The sequence below is a fragment of the Streptomyces sp. RFCAC02 genome (assembly GCF_004193175.1).
GTDB lineage: Bacteria > Actinomycetota > Actinomycetes > Streptomycetales > Streptomycetaceae > Streptomyces.
This window is the reverse complement of record NZ_SAUH01000001.1, coordinates 1,608,685-1,624,055: the sequence shown is the minus strand read 5'-3', so window position 1 is coordinate 1,624,055 and position 15,371 is coordinate 1,608,685. Positions and strand designations below refer to the sequence as shown.

14 protein-coding genes and 1 pseudogene are annotated in these 15,371 nt (G+C 73.8%); 5 read left to right on the top strand and 10 right to left on the bottom strand.

Translation table 11 applies throughout. The annotated features are described in order from the left end of the window. Positions 1–3: 3 nt before the first annotated feature. Positions 4–1,275: a PP2C family protein-serine/threonine phosphatase gene (locus EMA09_RS07430; RefSeq protein WP_240796284.1), complete on the bottom strand. Its 1,272-nt coding sequence runs from the start codon at positions 1,273–1,275 to the stop codon at positions 4–6. 127 nt (positions 1,276–1,402) lie between these two features. On the opposite strand from EMA09_RS07430, the pseudogene recO reads away from it, so the two are divergent. Both recO and EMA09_RS07420 read left to right on the top strand, forming a co-directional pair. Then, a pseudogene (recO, locus tag EMA09_RS07425) lies at positions 1,403–2,151 on the top strand (DNA repair protein RecO). Between the two features lie 50 nt (positions 2,152–2,201). Beyond that, positions 2,202–3,032, top strand: coding sequence for an isoprenyl transferase (locus EMA09_RS07420; RefSeq protein WP_129840061.1), 831 nt, complete (start codon positions 2,202–2,204; stop codon positions 3,030–3,032). A 27-nt stretch (positions 3,033–3,059) separates the two neighbouring features. On the opposite strand, the gene EMA09_RS07415 is transcribed toward EMA09_RS07420, so the two are convergent. From EMA09_RS07415 to EMA09_RS07380, 8 genes are all read right to left on the bottom strand, one after another. Further along, entirely contained in the window at positions 3,060–3,854 is a 795-nt protein-coding gene (locus EMA09_RS07415; RefSeq protein ID WP_129840059.1) for an ATP-binding cassette domain-containing protein, read from the bottom strand. A gap of 69 nt (positions 3,855–3,923) precedes the next feature. Continuing rightward, positions 3,924–5,054, bottom strand: a complete 1,131-nt coding sequence (locus EMA09_RS07410; RefSeq protein ID WP_129840057.1) for a dihydrofolate reductase family protein — start codon at positions 5,052–5,054, stop codon at positions 3,924–3,926. A 748-nt stretch (positions 5,055–5,802) separates the two neighbouring features. Further along, entirely contained in the window at positions 5,803–6,534 is a 732-nt protein-coding gene (locus EMA09_RS07405; RefSeq protein WP_129840055.1) for a class I SAM-dependent methyltransferase, read from the bottom strand. Beyond that, positions 6,531–7,340 carry an SAM-dependent methyltransferase gene (locus EMA09_RS07400; protein WP_129843895.1) on the bottom strand — a complete coding sequence of 270 codons (810 nt, stop codon included), beginning with the start codon at positions 7,338–7,340 and terminating at the stop codon, positions 6,531–6,533. The genes EMA09_RS07405 and EMA09_RS07400 overlap by 4 nt, the downstream gene beginning before the upstream one ends. A 138-nt stretch (positions 7,341–7,478) precedes the next feature. Next, positions 7,479–7,898 (bottom strand): Fur family transcriptional regulator, encoded by a 420-nt coding sequence (locus EMA09_RS07395; RefSeq protein ID WP_129840053.1) that lies wholly within the window; start codon positions 7,896–7,898, stop codon positions 7,479–7,481. Between the two features lie 103 nt (positions 7,899–8,001). Beyond that, a complete protein-coding gene (locus EMA09_RS07390) occupies positions 8,002–8,877 on the bottom strand; it encodes a metal ABC transporter permease (protein WP_129840051.1) in 876 nt (291 codons plus the stop codon). 5 nt (positions 8,878–8,882) lie between these two features. Continuing rightward, positions 8,883–9,638 carry a metal ABC transporter ATP-binding protein gene (locus tag EMA09_RS07385; protein ID WP_129840049.1) on the bottom strand — a complete coding sequence of 252 codons (756 nt, stop codon included), beginning with the start codon at positions 9,636–9,638 and terminating at the stop codon, positions 8,883–8,885. 57 nt (positions 9,639–9,695) lie between these two features. Then, entirely contained in the window at positions 9,696–10,712 is a 1,017-nt protein-coding gene (locus EMA09_RS07380; protein WP_129840047.1) for a metal ABC transporter substrate-binding protein, read from the bottom strand. Positions 10,713–10,910: 198 nt separating this feature from the next. Between EMA09_RS07380 and EMA09_RS07375 the strand changes: the two genes are divergently transcribed. After that, positions 10,911–12,293, top strand: a complete 1,383-nt coding sequence (locus EMA09_RS07375) for a glycine--tRNA ligase (RefSeq protein WP_129840045.1) — start codon at positions 10,911–10,913, stop codon at positions 12,291–12,293. Positions 12,294–12,408: 115 nt separating this feature from the next. Further along, positions 12,409–12,831 carry a hypothetical protein gene (locus EMA09_RS07370; protein ID WP_129840043.1) on the top strand — a complete coding sequence of 141 codons (423 nt, stop codon included), beginning with the start codon at positions 12,409–12,411 and terminating at the stop codon, positions 12,829–12,831. A 16-nt stretch (positions 12,832–12,847) separates the two neighbouring features. Here EMA09_RS07370 and EMA09_RS07365 read toward each other — a convergent pair whose 3' ends face one another. After that, positions 12,848–14,050 (bottom strand): TDT family transporter, encoded by a 1,203-nt coding sequence (locus EMA09_RS07365; RefSeq protein WP_129840041.1) that lies wholly within the window; start codon positions 14,048–14,050, stop codon positions 12,848–12,850. 70 nt (positions 14,051–14,120) lie between these two features. Between EMA09_RS07365 and EMA09_RS07360 the strand changes: the two genes are divergently transcribed. Continuing rightward, the gene (locus EMA09_RS07360; protein WP_129840039.1) at positions 14,121–15,032 is read left to right on the top strand and encodes a LysR family transcriptional regulator; all 912 of its coding nucleotides are present in this window, start codon (positions 14,121–14,123) and stop codon (positions 15,030–15,032) included. Positions 15,033–15,371 lie beyond the last annotated feature (339 nt).

Below are 15,371 nucleotides of genomic sequence, written 5' to 3'. Positions count from 1 at the left end.
GGCTCAGCCGCCCCTGCGGTCGTCGCGGCGGGCCGGGCGGGGGCCGCCGGTCAGGTCGGGGCCGGCCGGGCCGTGGTCCCTGGGGAGCGCGTCCGGGGCCAGTTCGGCCGGTGGCGCGGTACCGGCGCCCGGCTCCGCCCGTACGGCCAGGATCGCGGTGTCGTCCTGGAGCCGGCCGTGCGTGTGGAGGATCACCGCGTCCTCCACGGCGCGCACCACGCTCAGCGGCGCGGTGTCCCCGTCGTCCGCGAGGTACGCCGCGAGGCGCGCCGCCACCGGCAGGAACCGCCCGGCGCGGTCGCGGGCCTCGGTCACCCCGTCCGTGAACAGCAGCAGCGTCTCCGACCGCTCGAACGGCACCCGCACCACCGGGGGCAGCTCCCCGGCGAACGTCGAGAGGCCCACCGGCGGGCCGTTCCCCTCCGGCAGGGGACGCACCCCGGACCGGCCGAGGACCAGCGGCGCGGGATGACCGAAATTGACCATGTCGATCCACCCCTCGTCCTCCGCCGGGAAGCCGATGAGCACCGCCGTCGCGAAACGTTCGAACGGCTGGCCGAGGTCGGCGCTGTACTGGTTGTGCCGCCGCATCCGGTTGTCGAGCCGTTCGGCGACCGTCCCCAGCTCCTCGTAGTACCCGGCCTCGCGGAACGTCCCGAGCAGCGCGGACGCCGCGTCCACCGCCGTCGTGCCCTTCCCCTGGATGTCGCCGAGCAGCACCCGCGTCCCGTGCGGCGACGGCTGCACGTCGAAGAAGTCGCCGCCGACCCGCGCGTCCGCGTCCGCCGCCAGGTAGGCGCTGGCCAGCGACAGGTTCCCCGTACGGCGCGGCAGCGGGCGCAGCACCGCGAGCCGTGTCGCCTCCGCCCCGTTCTCCAGGCCCAGCAGCCGGTGCTGTGCGCGCCGCCGCAGCCACGACGCCAGCACGGCGAGCAGCCCGCCCGCCACCACCAGCCAGAAGTCCGCCGGACCCTCCGCGTACTGGTACCCCCAGGCGCGGTCGAGCTGGTAGTAGCAGACGGCGGCGGCCGCGGCGAACAGCGCCGTCATCACCACCCCGCACAGCGCCGCCGCGATGCCGGGCACCAGCACGATCCACGTCACGATCCGCAGCTCGCCCGACGAGTTCCAGTCACCCACCACGATGGCCACCAGCAGCAGCGCGGGCAGCAGCCAGAACGGCGCGCGGCGCCCGGCGCGCAGCGGTCTGACCGCCCGGTCGTCCCGCCTGCGGCGGCGCCACCGCGCGACCCGGAGACTCGCAGTGGGCTTCACCTCTCCACCTTCGGCCACCCCGCCCCCGTACGCCCGGCGGGCCGCCGCGCGCATCGGCCGTCCAGGGCACACAGGGGAGGCACACCGGGGCACGGGCGGCGCGCGGCGCGTGCGCCAGAATGGACGCATGACCCTGTTCCGCGACGACGGCATCGTGCTGCGCACCCAGAAGCTGGGCGAGGCGGACCGGATCATCACCCTCCTCACGCGCGGTCACGGACGGGTGCGCGCGGTGGCGCGGGGCGTACGCCGGACGAAGTCGAAGTTCGGCGCGCGCCTGGAGCCGTTCACACACGTCGACGTGCAGTTCTTCGCGCGGGGGAGCGCGCTGGTCGGGCGCGGGCTGCCGCTGTGCACCCAGGCCGAGACCATCGCCCCTACGGCCGGCCCCTCGTCGGGGACTACCCCCGCTACACCGCCGGCACAGCCATGCTGGAGACGGCGGAACGGTTCACGGACCACGAGGGCGAGCCGAACGTCCAGCAGTACCTCCTCCTCGTCGGCGGCCTGCGGACCCTCGCCGCCGGGTCGCACGCGCCGGGGCTCGTCCTCGACGCGTTCCTGCTGCGGTCCCTCGCGGTCGGCGGCTACGCGCCCAGCTTCGACGCCTGCGCGCGCTGCGGCATGCCGGGGCCGAACCGGTTCTTCTCGGTCTCCGCGGGCGGCGCGGTGTGCGGCGACTGCCGTGTGCCGGGCAGCGTCGTGCCGTCGGGGGAGGCGCTGCGGCTGCTCGGCGCGCTCCTCACCGGCGACTGGGACACCGCCGACGCCGCCGAGGCCCGGCACGTGCGGGAGGGCAGCGGCCTCGTGTCGGCGTATCTCCACTGGCATCTGGAGCGCGGACTGCGCTCCCTGCGGTTCGTGGAGAAGGGCTGAGAGGACTACCCTCGGCGGCAGGATCGAAACGGACCCCCTGGAGTTCCCCTATGGCCCCCCGCGGAATGCTGCCCACCCGTCCCCGGCAGCGTCGCGCGTACCGCGCCCCCGACCCGCACCCGTCCGGCGCGCAGCCCCCCAAACTGCCCGGCGAGCTGGTGCCGGGGCACGTCGCCATCGTCATGGACGGCAACGGTCGCTGGGCCAAGCAGCGCGGTCTGCCGCGCACCGAGGGGCACAAGATCGGCGAGAGCGTCGTCCTCGACGTGGTCAAGGGCTGCATCGAGCTGGGGGTCAGGAACCTGTCGCTGTACGCCTTCTCCACGGAGAACTGGCGGCGCTCCCCGGACGAGGTCCGCTTCCTGATGGCGTTCAACCGCGAGGTCATCGACCGCCGCACCGACGAACTGGACGCGATGGGGGTCCGCATCCGCTGGGCGGGGCGTGAGCCGAAGCTGTGGAAATCGGTCGTCCGCAAGCTCCAGTACGCCGAGGAGCGCACCCGCGACAACGACGTGATGACCCTCTACATGTGCATCAACTACGGGGGCCGCGCCGAGATCGCCGACGCGGCGGCCCGTCTCGCCGAGGACGTGCGGGCCGGCCGCATATCGCCGGACAAGGTGAACGAGAAGACGTTCGCCCGCTACCTCTACTTCTCGGACATGCCGGACGTCGACCTGTTCCTCCGTCCCTCCGGGGAGCGGCGCACGTCCAACTACCTGATCTGGCAGAGCGCGTACGCGGAGATGGTCTACCAGGACGTGCTGTGGCCGGACTTCGACCGGCGCAACCTGTGGGACGCGTGCGTCGAGTACGCGTCGCGCGACCGGCGGTTCGGCGGCGCCGTGCCGAACGAGATCCCGCCGCAGGCCCGCTGACCCGCGCCCGGCCGGGGCGGCACCGGCCTACGGCCGCCCCGAGCGCGCGTACCAGCGGCCGTGCTGCCGCGTCACCTCGACGGGGCGGCCGAAGCAGGCGCTCAGCGCCTCGCCGGTGAGGACGTCCCCGACCGGCCCGCTCGCCAGCACCCGGCCCTCGCGCAGCAGCAGGGCGTGGCTGGTGGTGGGCGGCAGCTCCTCCAGGTGGTGGGTCACGGTGACGGTGGTGAGGTCCGGCCGTGTCGTGGCGAGGCGGGCGAGGGCGTCCACCAGGTCCTCGCGGGACGGCAGGTCGAGGGCGTTGAACGGCTCGTCGAGCAGCAGCAGCGACGGGTCCGGCATGAGGGCGCGCGCCACGAGGACGCGTGCCCGCTGCCCGCCCGAGCAGACGCCGAAGGGCCGGTCGGCGAAGTCCTTGCAGTCCAGCTCGGCGAGCAGCGCGCGGGCACGCTCGCGGACGGCGTCGTCGTAGGCGCGCCACAGCGGCTGCACGGTGCCGCTGGCCCCGGTCAGCACGACCGTGGTGGCGGTCTGGTCCTGCGGGACGCGCTGCGACGACGAGACGTGCCCGAGCCGCGCGCGCAGCTCCCGCACGTCCACCCGCCCGAGCCGGTGCCCGAGGATGCGGGCGGTGCCCGACGTGGGATGCGTGACGGCGCCGACGACCCGCAGGAGCGACGTCTTCCCCGCGCCGTTCGCGCCGAGGAGCGCCCAGTGCTCACCGGCGCCGATACGCAGCCCGACCCGGTCGAGGATGACCTGCCCGGTCACGTACCGCCGGACACTGACATCGTCGAGCTCGACGACGACGGACCGCTCCATACCGGCCACCTTCCACGGATAGGTGTACACACCACCCGAGAAGCTACCCCACTCCGCCGACCGGGGGGCTCAGACGGTGGGGAGGTGGGTGTTCGGGTGGCGGGCTGCCGGGGTGTGGGAGGGGAGTTCTGTCACGTGTACGCCCGCTTCCCGCAGTGTCTCTGTGCCTGTGCAGTCCGCGAACAGTGGTGGTTCGCGCCATGCCAGGACCACGGAGGGGATGCCCGCGCGCAGGATCAGGTCCGTGCAGGAGTGCGGGCGTGATGCGCGGGTCGTGCAGGGTTCCAGCGATGTGTAGAGCGTCGCCTTCGTGAGGCGCGGGTCGTCCGGGGGGAGTTTGGCCAGGGCCGCTTCCTCCGCGTGGTCGTGCGGGTCGCCCTCGCGGGACCAGCCGGTCGCCAGGACGTCCCCCGCCTCGCCGACGATCACCGCGCCGACCGAGTAGGCGGAGGAGGACGGCGGGCAGCGGCGTGCCAGGGCGGTCGCGAACGCCATCCAGCGGTCGTGGTCGTGGCCCGGCCGGGTGGCCGTGTAGCGCAGCAGGACGCAGTCACCGACGGGGCGCGTCTCCGTGAGGGTCAGGCGGTTCCCCGGCCCGTACGGGAAGCGGCCCGGGCGCGTGAATGGGGGCGCGGTCGCGTCGCCGACGAGGAACGGCGCGATCACCAGGTGCAGTTCGTCCACGAGGCCCGCTTCGAGGAACCGCGTGTGCACCGTCGCGCCGCCCTCGACCATCAGCCGCCGCACGCCGCGCCCGCGCAGGTCGGCGAGGACGCGGGCGAGGTCGAACGGGTCGCCGCCGTCCACGACGGGCGCCGCGCCGCCGAGGCGCGCCCGCGCGCGGGGGACGGCGGGGGTCGGGCAGTAGACCACCCTGTCGGCCGGTCCCGCCGTGAAGAACGCGGCGGCCGGGTCGAGGTCGCCCGAGCCGCTGAGGGCGGCCTTGAGGGGGTTCTCCGGCAGCCCCGCCGCGACGCGGGCGCGGCGGCGCGCGGCCGAGCGGACCAGCAGGCGCGGGTCGTCGGCGCGGATCGTGCCGGCGCCGACGAGGATCGCGTCGTGCGCGGCGCGCACCTCGTCCACCCGGTCGAGGTCGTCGGCGCCCGAGAGGACGAGGCGGTCGGGTGTCGCGTCGTCGATGCGCCCGTCGACGGACATGGCGACGGACAACAGGACGGACGGCAGGTCGGGGGTCGTCATGCGCTGCTCCGGGGGACGGCGTGCTGGCTGCCCGTCCAGTCTGTACGGGCACGGGAGGGAACGCGGGAGGTGGGCGTTGTGCGCGGCTCACCCCGGGAGATCGCTTGTGCGTGGCTTTCGCTTCATGACCATTGCGTTAAAAGAAGTGGCATTTCGATCGGTGAGGGTCGCATTTCAGTCGCACTCGTTGTGTCGTGTGCACGAGGAGGGGTCATTTTTCGGCCGTCGAACGGCTGTCGAAAGGACGCCGGACCGTCACCGGCGCGGTACCCGGCGGGCGACCGGAGTGCGGTGCACCCGAAGCGGGAACGACGTGCGAGTTGCTGTGCATTCGCCTTGTTCAGAAGACCGATTGACGGGTCGTGAGATCCGGGCGCGGGTGTGAATGCGCCGTCGGCCGCCGGGACCGCGACGTGGTCGGCCGTGCGCCGGACGTGCGGGGATCGCGTAACACCTCCCGAATGGCGCGGACACACAGGGACGACCGAAAACCGGTCCCATACGGTCTGGTGTGGTCGTCACTCGACCAACTACCGTGACACCCGCACCACAGCTCGCCCAAATGTCGTGCATTTAAGGAGAGTTACCATGAACAAGTCCCGTGACCTCGACATCCTCATCATCGGCGCCGACCTGGACATCCTGATCATCGGCTGACTTGGTTCCATGCGTCGCACCGATGGGGCGCGCGGCCTCCGTGGCCGCGCGCCCCATCGTTTCGCCGGAAAGGAAACGGCCGCCGGAGCCGTCAGCCAGGCCCGGCGGGATTGCGGAGCCGCACGGCCAGGAAGGACGGCTCCGCACACAGCCGCTCATGGAGCGCAGCGTCGATCTCCCGCAGCGCCGGCAGCGGACGCGGCTCGGTCAGCCGCTCCACCGTGAAGCCGGCGGCGAGCCACTCCGTCATGAGGGTCTCCAGCGTCAGCCGCCGGTACCGGATGGCTTCCGACGAGCCGGGGAGCGGGAGATCCACCCAGCTCCCGTCGAAGTACGAGCCGCCGAAGTGCCGCCAGTCGGCCGTGGGATGGGACGCCGAGAGCACCAGCCAGCCGCCGGGCCGCAGTACCCGGCGGATCTCCGCGAGCAGCCGGTCCCGCGCCTCGACGTGCGCGTGGACCAGCGCGCACACCGCCCCGTCGAACGAGGCGTCCGCCGCGAAGTGCAGTGGCGTCTCCAGGTCGTGCAGCCGCAGCTCGGCCCGGCCGCCGACCCGTTCCGCCGCGTGCCGCAGCAGCGCGGCGCTGCCGTCGACCCCGGTGACGCGCGCGCCCCTGGCCAGCAGCTCCGCCGCGTAGTACCCGGCCCCGCAGCCCACGTCCAGGACGTGGGCGCCGGTGACGTCCCCGGCGAGTTCGAGCACTGCCGGGCGGTCGATGTACGCGTTGTACGGGCTGGTGCCCGAGTGCCGGGCGAAGGCGTCACCGAGCGCGCCGTGGTACGCGTTCCCGGGACCGGGCGGCTGCGCACCGGCCCCGCTCACGGCTTGATCGCCACACCCGCCCACAGGCTGACATCGGCGTCCGTCAGCTCCTCGTCGTCCGTGCCCCCCGAGCCGACGCCGATGTCCTGCGGCCGCCAGCGGTGTGCCACGACGAGGCCGGGGTCCAGCAGCTCCAAGCCGTCGAACAGCGCCGCCACCTGCTCACGGCCGCGCAGATGCACCGGGTTCCCCGCGTCGCGGTAGACGCGGGCGATCCCGTCCCACATCTCCGGGTCCAGGTCGCCGGTCACGTGCGTGAGGGCGAGGGCGCTCCCCGACGGCAGCGCGTCCAGCAGCGGCCCGACGACCTCGCGCGGCTCGACCGCCAGGAAGTGCAGGAGCGCGTTCAGGCTGAGGGCGACCGGCCGGGTCAGGTCGAGTGTCTCCGCCAGCTCGGGCGCGGCCAGTATCGTCTCCGGCCGCGACGCGTCGGCGTGGATGTACGCCGTACGCCCCTCGGGGGAACTGGTCAGCAGCGCCTCGGCGTGCCGCAGGACGATGCGATCGTTGTCCGCGTAGACGACGCGGGCGTCCGGCGCGACGGACTGCGCGACCTCGTGCAGGTTCGGCGAGGTCGGGATGCCCGTGCCGATGTCCAGCCACTGGCGGATGCCGTGCTCGACGGCCAGCACCCGCGTGACCCGGTGCATGAACGCGCGGTTGGCGTGCGCGACGGTCCCGATGCGCGGATTGACGCGCAGCGCCTGCGCGGCGGCCTCACGGTCGGGCGCGTAGTTCGTCTTGCCGCCGAGCAGGAAGTCGTAGATCCGGGCCGTGTGGGCACGGTCGAGCCCCAGGTCCTGCATGGCGTCGATGGAGTCGTTCGGCACGTTTCCCTCCCTGCGCGACACTGCCGGGTGCGGCCAGTGAAGGCTCACCGTAACGCATGAGGCGCACCGACTGCCCTGTGCCGCAAGGAGGTTGGCGCGGGACGGCCGACCGGGTCAGGAGTCGGCGGATGCCGCGCAGTCCCCGCAGGTCCCGAAGATCTCCACCGTGTGACCCACGTCCACGAAGCCGTGCTCGCGCGCGATGGAGTCGGCCCACTTCTCCACGGCCGGCCCCTCCACCTCCACGGCCCTGCCGCAGGCACGGCACACCAGGTGGTGATGGTGGTCGTCGGTGCTGCACCGGCGGTACACCGCCTCGCCCTCGACGGTCCGCAGCACGTCGACCTCGCCCGCGTCGGCGAGGGACTGGAGGGTGCGGTACACCGTCGTCAGCCCGACCGAGTCGCCCCGGTGCTTCAGCATGTCGTGCAGCTCCTGGGCGCTGCGGAACTCGTCGACCTCCGCCAGCGCCGCCGCGACCGCCGCGCGCTGACGCGTCGAACGGCCGCGCACCGGCGGTCCTGCCGTCTCCACGTCGTTCTCCTCGCCTCGCCGTTCCGTGACCCCCGACACTCTCTCGGTCAGGGTAGCCTCTCCTCGCTCGTTTCCCGATCTCCGCCCGTCTGCCGGGAAGGCCCTACGGGCGCGTCGCGGGCACTCGCGCGCCCCCGAGCGCCTCCTCCGCGTCACGCCGCCGCGCGCGCCGCCGTGCCAGTGGCAGGGACGCCAGCGTCACCACGATGAACAGCCCCAGCGCCAGCAGCACGATCGTCCCGCCGGGCGGCACGTCCACGTAGTACGAGGTGACCGTTCCGGACACCGACACCAGCACGCCGAACACCATGGCCAGCACCAGCGTCATCGCGAACCCGCGCGTCGCCTGCTGCGCCGCCACCACCGGGATCACCATCAGCGCGCTGACCAGCAGCAGCCCGACCACCCGCATCGCCACGGTGACGGTCGCCGCCGCCGTCACGGCGAGCAGCAGGTTCAGCGCGCGCACCGGCAGGCCCGTCACCCGCGCGAACTCCTCGTCCTGGCAGACGGCGAACAGCTGCCGCCGCAGGCCCAGTGCCACGACCAGCACGAACACCGAGAGCCAGCAGATGGCCACGATGTCGGACGGCGAGACCGTCGTCACCGACCCCCACAGGTACGACGTCAGGTTCGCCGTCGACCCCCCGGGCGCCAGGTTGATGATCATCACACCGCCCGCCATGCCGCCGTAGAACAGCATCGCCAGCGCCACATCGCCCCGCGCCCGCCCGGACGACCGCAGCAGCTCCATCACGATCGCGCCGAGCGCCGACACCAGCACCGCCACCCACACCGGGTCGGCGTTCAGGAGGAAGCCGAGCGCGACGCCCGTGAGCGCCACGTGCCCGATCCCGTCGCCCATCAGCGCCTGCTGCCGCTGCACGAGGTAGATCCCGACGGCGGGCGCCGCGATGCCGATGAGCAGCGCGGCCAGCAGCGCCCGCTGCATGAAGGCGTAATCCAGCAGTTCGAACATGGCGATCACAGCATCCCGGTCTGGAGAGACGGCTCGGCGGACGGCGGCAGCTCGTCCTCGGGGTGGCAGGGGTGGCTCTCCGGTAACTGCGCCGGGTGGTCCACCGTCCGCTCCACGCGCCCGTGCGCGAGGACCACGGCCCGGTCGATGAGCGGTTCGAGCGGCCCCAGCTCGTGCAGCACCAGCAGGACGGACGTCCCCGCCGCCGCCAGCGTCCGCACCGTGTCCGCCAGGACCCGCTGGCTCGCCAGGTCGACGCCGGCCAGCGGCTCGTCCATGATCAGCAGCTCAGGCTCGACGGACAGCGCCCGCGCGATCAGCACCCGCTGGTGCTGGCCGCCCGACAGCGCCCCCACCGGGTCACGCGCCCGGTCGGCGAGACCCACCAGGTCCAGCGCGCGGTCCACCGCCGCACGGTCGGCCCTGCCGAGCGGCCGCAGCCGGTGCCGCGCCAGCCGCCCGGAGGTGACGACCTCGCGCACGGTCGCCGGTACGCCGCCGGCCGCCGTGGAGCGCTGCGGCACGTACCCGACGCGCCGCCACTCGCGGAACCGCCGCACCGGCGTCCCGAAGAGCGTGAGGTCGCCGTCGGTGACCGGGACCTGGCCCACGGTCGCGCGCACGGCCGTGGACTTCCCCGAGCCGTTGGCGCCGAGCAGGGCCACCACCTCGCCCCGGCCCACGGTCAGGTCGATGCCGCGCAGCACCGGTCGGCCGCCCAGCTCGGCGGTCACCCCGGTCAGCGATATGACGGGCTCCATGCTGCTCTCCGCTTCTTCCTTCAGTCGTGCCGTGGGCCGGTTCCCCGGGCGGACGCGTCAGGCCAGGGCCGCCCGGAGGGCGTCCAGGTTGGCGCGCATCACCTCGAAGTAGTCCGAGCCGGCCGAGTCGTCGGTGATGCCCTCGAGCGGGTCGAGCACCGCCGTCTCCAGACCGAGGTCCCCCGCGAGGGTACGCGCCGTGTCGTCGCTCACCAGTGTCTCGAAGAAGACGGTGGTGACGCCGTCCTCCTCCGCGATCTCCTGGAGCTCGCGCATGCGGGCCGCGCTGGGCTCGGACTCGGGGTCGAGGCCGCTGATGGCCTCCTGGTGCAGCCCGTAGCGCTCGGCGAGGTAGCCGAACGCGGCGTGCGTCGTGATGAACGTGTTGGACGGGAGATCGGCCAGCCCGGTCGTGAACTCCTCGTCCAGCTCGTTCAGCTCCGAGACGAGCTGCTCGGTGTTGGCCGCGTAGGTGTCGGCGTGGTCGGGGTCGGCGTCCGCGAGGGCGTCGCCGACGCCCTGGGCGACCTCGGCGTACCGCAGGGGATCGAGCCAGATGTGCGGGTCCTTGCCCTCGGTGCCGTGGTCGTGGCCGTCGCCCGACTCCTCCTCGGCGTGCTCGTCCTCGGCGTGCTCGTCGCCCTCGACGTCGTCGCCGTGCGTCTCCAGCGTGGTGAACGACGTGGCCTCCGCCACGTGCTCGGCGCCCGACTGCTCGACCGCGTCGTCCACGGTGGGCTGGAGGCCCTCCAGGTACACCACGAGGTCGGCCTCGGTCAGCGAGGCCGTCTGCCGGGGCGACAGTTCCAGATCATGGGGCTCGACGCCGGGCTCGGTGAGCGAGGTGACGTCCACCTGGTCGCCGCCGATCCGCTCGGCCAGGAACTGCAGCGGGTAGAACGAGGCGACCACGTCCAGCTTCCCGTCCGCGCTGCCTCCGCCCTCGTCGTCGCTGCCGCAGGCGGTCAGGGCCAGCAGGCCCAGCGCGGCCGCCCCGGCGGTGAGGGCGGAGCCGCCTATCCGTGAGCGGGAGCGTGAACGGGAATGGGCATGTATGCGGTGTCGAGCGATCATGACAGCCATTTTCAGATTAAATGGAAACGATTGTCAAATGATCCGGTGGACGATCTTCCGGCGGGCGGGGGCGCGCGGGGGTGACGGGACGGCGGCCGGGAGCGGCCGGTGACCCCCCGAACCGATTTGCCGCCGCCCCCACGGGCGCCGGTAACCTGTGGCAATTCCATCGTCGTCCTTCGTCCCGAAGAGAGCACCGTGGCCGCCGACAAGATCGAGACCATCGTCAGCCTCAGCAAGCGCCGTGGCTTCGTCTATCCCTGCAGCGAGATCTACGGCGGGCAGCGCGCCGCCTGGGACTACGGACCGCTCGGCGTGGAGCTGAAGGAGAACATCAAGCGCCAGTGGTGGCGCGCGATGGTCACCTCCCGGGACGACGTGGTCGGCATCGACTCCTCGGTCATCCTGGCCACCGAGGTGTGGGAGGCGTCCGGCCACGTCGCGACGTTCACCGACCCGCTGACCGAGTGCACCTCCTGCCACAAGCGGTTCCGCGCCGACCACCTGGAGGAGGCGTACGAGGAGAAGCACGGCCACCTCCCGCCCGGCGGCCTGAGCGAGCTGAACTGCCCCAACTGCGGCAACAAGGGCGTCTTCACCGAGCCCAAGCAGTTCTCCGGCCTGCTCGCCACCCACCTCGGCCCGACGCAGGACTCCGGCTCCATCGCCTACCTGCGCCCGGAGACGGCGCAGGGCATCTTCACGAACTTCGCCTCCGTCCGGCAGACCTCGCGCCGCAAGCCGCCGTTCGGCATCGCCCAGATGGGCAAGTCCTTCCGCAACGAGATCACGCCCGGCAACTTCATCTTCCGCACCCGCGAGTTCGAGCAGATGGAGATGGAGTTCTTCGTCAAGCCCGGCGAGGACGAGGAGTGGCAGACCTACTGGATGGAGCAGCGCTGGAACTGGTACCGCGACCTCGGCCTCTCCGAGGACAACATGCGCTGGTACGAGCACCCGAAGGAGAAGCTGTCCCACTACTCGAAGCGCACCGCCGACATCGAGTACCGCTTCAACTTCGCCGGCTCCGAGTTCGGTGAGCTGGAGGGCGTCGCCAACCGCACGGACTACGACCTCTCCGCCCACGCCAAGGCGTCCGGCCAGGACCTCACCTACTTCGACCAGGAGGCCGGCGAGCGCTGGACCCCGTACGTCATCGAGCCGGCGGCCGGTGTCGGGCGGGCGATGCTCGCGTTCATGCTGGACGCCTACCGCGAGGACGAGGCGCCCAACGCCAAGGGCAAGATGGAGAAGCGCGTCGTCATGGCGCTCGACCCGCGGCTCGCGCCGGTGAAGGTCGCCGTCCTCCCGCTGTCGCGCAACCCGCAGCTCTCCCCGAAGGCGAAGGACCTCGCCACGGCGCTCCGCAAGCACTGGAACATCGAGTTCGACGACGCGGGCGCCATCGGCCGCCGCTACCGCAGGCAGGACGAGATCGGGACGCCCTTCTGCGTCACCGTCGACTTCGATACGCTGGAGGACAATGCGGTCACCGTCCGCGAGCGGGACACGATGAAGCAGGAGCGTGTCTCCCTCGACCAGGTCGAGTCCTACCTCGCCGGCCGCCTCATCGGCTGCTGAGCCTTCCGGCCGGCGGCGGCCGGTCCCCCGGGTACCGCGCATCCCGGGGGCCGGTCGCCGCCTCCTGTTCTCCGCCCCCTTGCCCGTGTCTCGCACCGTTGCCATGGTGATGGGCATGACACCCATGAGCAGGCGGGCCGCGGTACGCGGGGCCGCCACATTCGCCGGCGCCTCCGCCCTGGCCGCCCATGCCGCTCCCGCCCGCGCCTCGGCCGAGGAGGACTCGGGGCGGGCGGGCGGCGACGACGGCCCGGGTGCCGGCGCGGTGGACGGCCGGGGCGCCACGGGGTGGACCGAGGCGGAGCTGCGGGACCGCCGCCGGGTCCTGGCCCTCGGTTTCACCGCGGCGGAGGCCGATTGCTGGCTGCTCGTCGCGCGGGCGGGCGCCGCGTTCTTCGCCCTCCCGGAAGTCCATCCCTCCGAGACCCCCGACGTCGTGGACGCCGTGCACGTCGTCCAGCGCATCCTGATGCAGCGCCCGGCCTACCGGCGGTACCGGGAGATGGGCGAGGCGGAGGAGCCGCCCCCCGCGGACTGAACGCCCGCGCCGGCCGTCAGGCGCGGGCCGGCGCCGGCGCCGGCAGGAACAGCGTGCCGCGCGTGCCGGCCCGCACCGTGCGGGACAGGACGACCAGCCAGGCGGCGGCGAGCAGTACGTACAGCACCACCGCCACCGCTCCCAGTGCGTCGGAACCGGTGTGGTCGGCGAGTGTCGCCGTGCCGGTCACGCAGGTGCCCACCGGGAAGGTGAAGCTCCACCAGGTCAGCGAGAACGGCAGGCGCCCGCCGCCGTCCGCGCGCACCGTGCGCCAGGTCACCGCCGTGGCGAGGACCAGCCAGACCATCGCGAAGCCCCACACGGGCAGCCCGTACAGCACGCCGAACACGCGTGCGCCCGTCGCGTACGGACCCGGCAGGACGTCGCGCGACGCGTCCCCGAGGACACCGGCGGCCGTCACCGACTGGCCGAGCGGCCCCAGCACGATCCACAGCGTCGGCAGCATGCCGACCGCACCCGGGCCGTGGTGGGTGAGGCGGTTCCACACCTGCGCGATGACCAGCAGGGCCGCGAGCAGGCTGACGCCGAAGAGGGCGTAGCAGGCGAGCAGCAGCGTCAGCCGGGCCTGCCCGGCCGGGACGTGCGCCACCAGCGGCGCGCCGGTGGCGGCGGAGACCATGGGCGGGACGACGGGCATCAGCCAGCCGGCGAACGCCGCGTCGCCGCCCGCGGGGCCGTGCCGGGTGATCACCCGGTAGGGGATCCACACGCACACCCCGAGGCCGAGGGCCGTGCCGGCCGCCCACAGGGTGGCGCCGACCGCGACGGCCGTGCCGGGGCCGATCCAGTCCCGGCCCAGCGAGACGGCGCCGGCGCCGACCGTCATCAGGGCCATGGGCGGCGCGCCCCAGAAGTACGCCATCACCGGGTGGTCGGCGTGCGCGCGGAACCGGTCGCCGTGGCGCGTGATGTGCAAGGTCCACGCGGCGGTGACCGCGACCAGCAGCGCGGCGGCCAGCGCCCACACGACGGTGGCGGCGGTGCGCAGGCCCGGGACGTGCACGGGGAGCGTGGCGGCCGCCGCGCCGGTGATGCCGGTGCCCATGATCGAGGCGTACCAGTTGGGACCCAGGTGCCGGAACGCGTCGGCCGGCCGGTCGAGCGCGGGGAGCAGCCGGCGCCCGGGCGGTGCGGGGGCCGGTACGGAGGCGCGTGGGCCGGTGGGCGGGGGAGCGGGGGGAGCGGTCCGGTGGAGCATGCTCCCAGGGTCGCGCGGGGCTCTCCGGGGCGGCAGAGCCCGATTCCCGATGCGTCCATAGACTGCGTCTATGCCCCTCCCGTACCGAGTGTCCGACCTGTCGGCCTTCGACCTGCTGCTGTCCGTGGCGGAGCTGGGCAGCATCGGGGCGGCGGCCCGCGCCCACGGCGTCACCCAGCCGACGGCCAGCGCGCGGCTGAGCGGCCTCGAACGGTCCCTCGGCCTCGCCCTGCTCGACCGCTCGGCGCGCGGTTCGACGCTCACCCGGGACGGCGCCCTGGTGGTGGACTGGGCGCGGACGGCCGTGACCGCCGCCGCGGCCCTGGACGAGGGCATCACCTCGCTGCGGGCGACCCGCGAGAGCCGGGTGCCGGTCGCGGCCAGCCTCACGGTGGCCGAGTACCTGCTGCCGCACTGGCTGGCGGCCCTGCGCCCGGCGGCAGAGGGCACCTCCGTCGCGCTGACCACCGGCAACTCGGACGAGGTCGCCGCGGCGGTGCGGTCCGGCGCGGCGCGCCTCGGCTTCGTGGAGGGCCCCGACGTGCCCGAGGGGCTGACGGCGCACCCGGTGGGGCGGGACACGCTGACCGTCATCGTGCGGCCGGGGCACCCGTGGGCGCGGCGGCGGTCGGGGATCACGGCCGACGAGCTGGCGGCGACGCCGCTCGCGAGCCGGGAACGCGGCTCGGGCACCCGGCGCTCCCTGGAGCGCGCCCTGGGCGCGCGCAGGCCCGCCGATCCTCTGCTCGAACTGTCCTCCACGACCGCGATCAAGGCGGCCGTCGCCGAGGGCGTGGCGCCCGCCGTCCTCAGCTCCCTGGCGGTCGCCGGGGAGCTGGCCGCCGGCACGCTGGTGCGCGTCCCGGTGCGGGACCTGGAGCTGGCCCGGGTGCTCCGGGTGATCCACCCGGCGGGCCGCGCCCTGACCGGCGCCGCCCGCACCCTGGCCGACATCGCCCGCCGCTCGGCCCGCCTCGGCTGAGCGGCGCGCACGCCGGGGACCGGCTCACCCCCGGCGCGGCTCAGGGAGTGTGGGGCCGGTCCACGCCGTTCCACATCTTCCCGGGCCACGGGCGGTCGGCGGCGCTGCCCCGGTTCTCCAGCTCGCCCCCGGCGGCCCGCAGGCGCGGCGCCCGGCCGGCTGCGCTGGCCTACCGGACGGACCCGGCCACGGCACCTCGCCGCGCCGCCGCATCGCGCGCGTGCGGCCGGCGCGGGCCGCGATCCGGCGCACCTGCGGGTCCGTCCGGCGGAGCCTGCCTGTCTGATGGCGCCGGCCTCGGTGCCCTGCCGCGCCGCCGCATCGCGCGCGTGCGGCCGG

What these genes read in the sequence shown, in the direction of transcription:
- EMA09_RS07420 (WP_129840061.1), top strand. Translation starts at nt 2,202, where the DNA reads ATGGCCCCCCGCGGAATGCTGCCCACCCGTCCCCGGCAGCGTCGCGCG.
- EMA09_RS07415 (WP_129840059.1), bottom strand. Translation starts at nt 3,854, where the DNA reads ATGGAGCGGTCCGTCGTCGTCGAGCTCGACGATGTCAGTGTCCGGCGG.
- EMA09_RS07410 (WP_129840057.1), bottom strand. Translation starts at nt 5,054, where the DNA reads ATGACGACCCCCGACCTGCCGTCCGTCCTGTTGTCCGTCGCCATGTCC.
- EMA09_RS07400 (WP_129843895.1), bottom strand. Translation starts at nt 7,340, where the DNA reads ATGCAGGACCTGGGGCTCGACCGTGCCCACACGGCCCGGATCTACGAC.
- EMA09_RS07390 (WP_129840051.1), bottom strand. Translation starts at nt 8,877, where the DNA reads ATGTTCGAACTGCTGGATTACGCCTTCATGCAGCGGGCGCTGCTGGCC.
- EMA09_RS07385 (WP_129840049.1), bottom strand. Translation starts at nt 9,638, where the DNA reads ATGGAGCCCGTCATATCGCTGACCGGGGTGACCGCCGAGCTGGGCGGC.
- EMA09_RS07380 (WP_129840047.1), bottom strand. Translation starts at nt 10,712, where the DNA reads ATGATCGCTCGACACCGCATACATGCCCATTCCCGTTCACGCTCCCGC.
- EMA09_RS07370 (WP_129840043.1), top strand. Translation starts at nt 12,409, where the DNA reads ATGACACCCATGAGCAGGCGGGCCGCGGTACGCGGGGCCGCCACATTC.
- EMA09_RS07365 (WP_129840041.1), bottom strand. Translation starts at nt 14,050, where the DNA reads ATGCTCCACCGGACCGCTCCCCCCGCTCCCCCGCCCACCGGCCCACGC.
- EMA09_RS07360 (WP_129840039.1), top strand. Translation starts at nt 14,121, where the DNA reads ATGCCCCTCCCGTACCGAGTGTCCGACCTGTCGGCCTTCGACCTGCTG.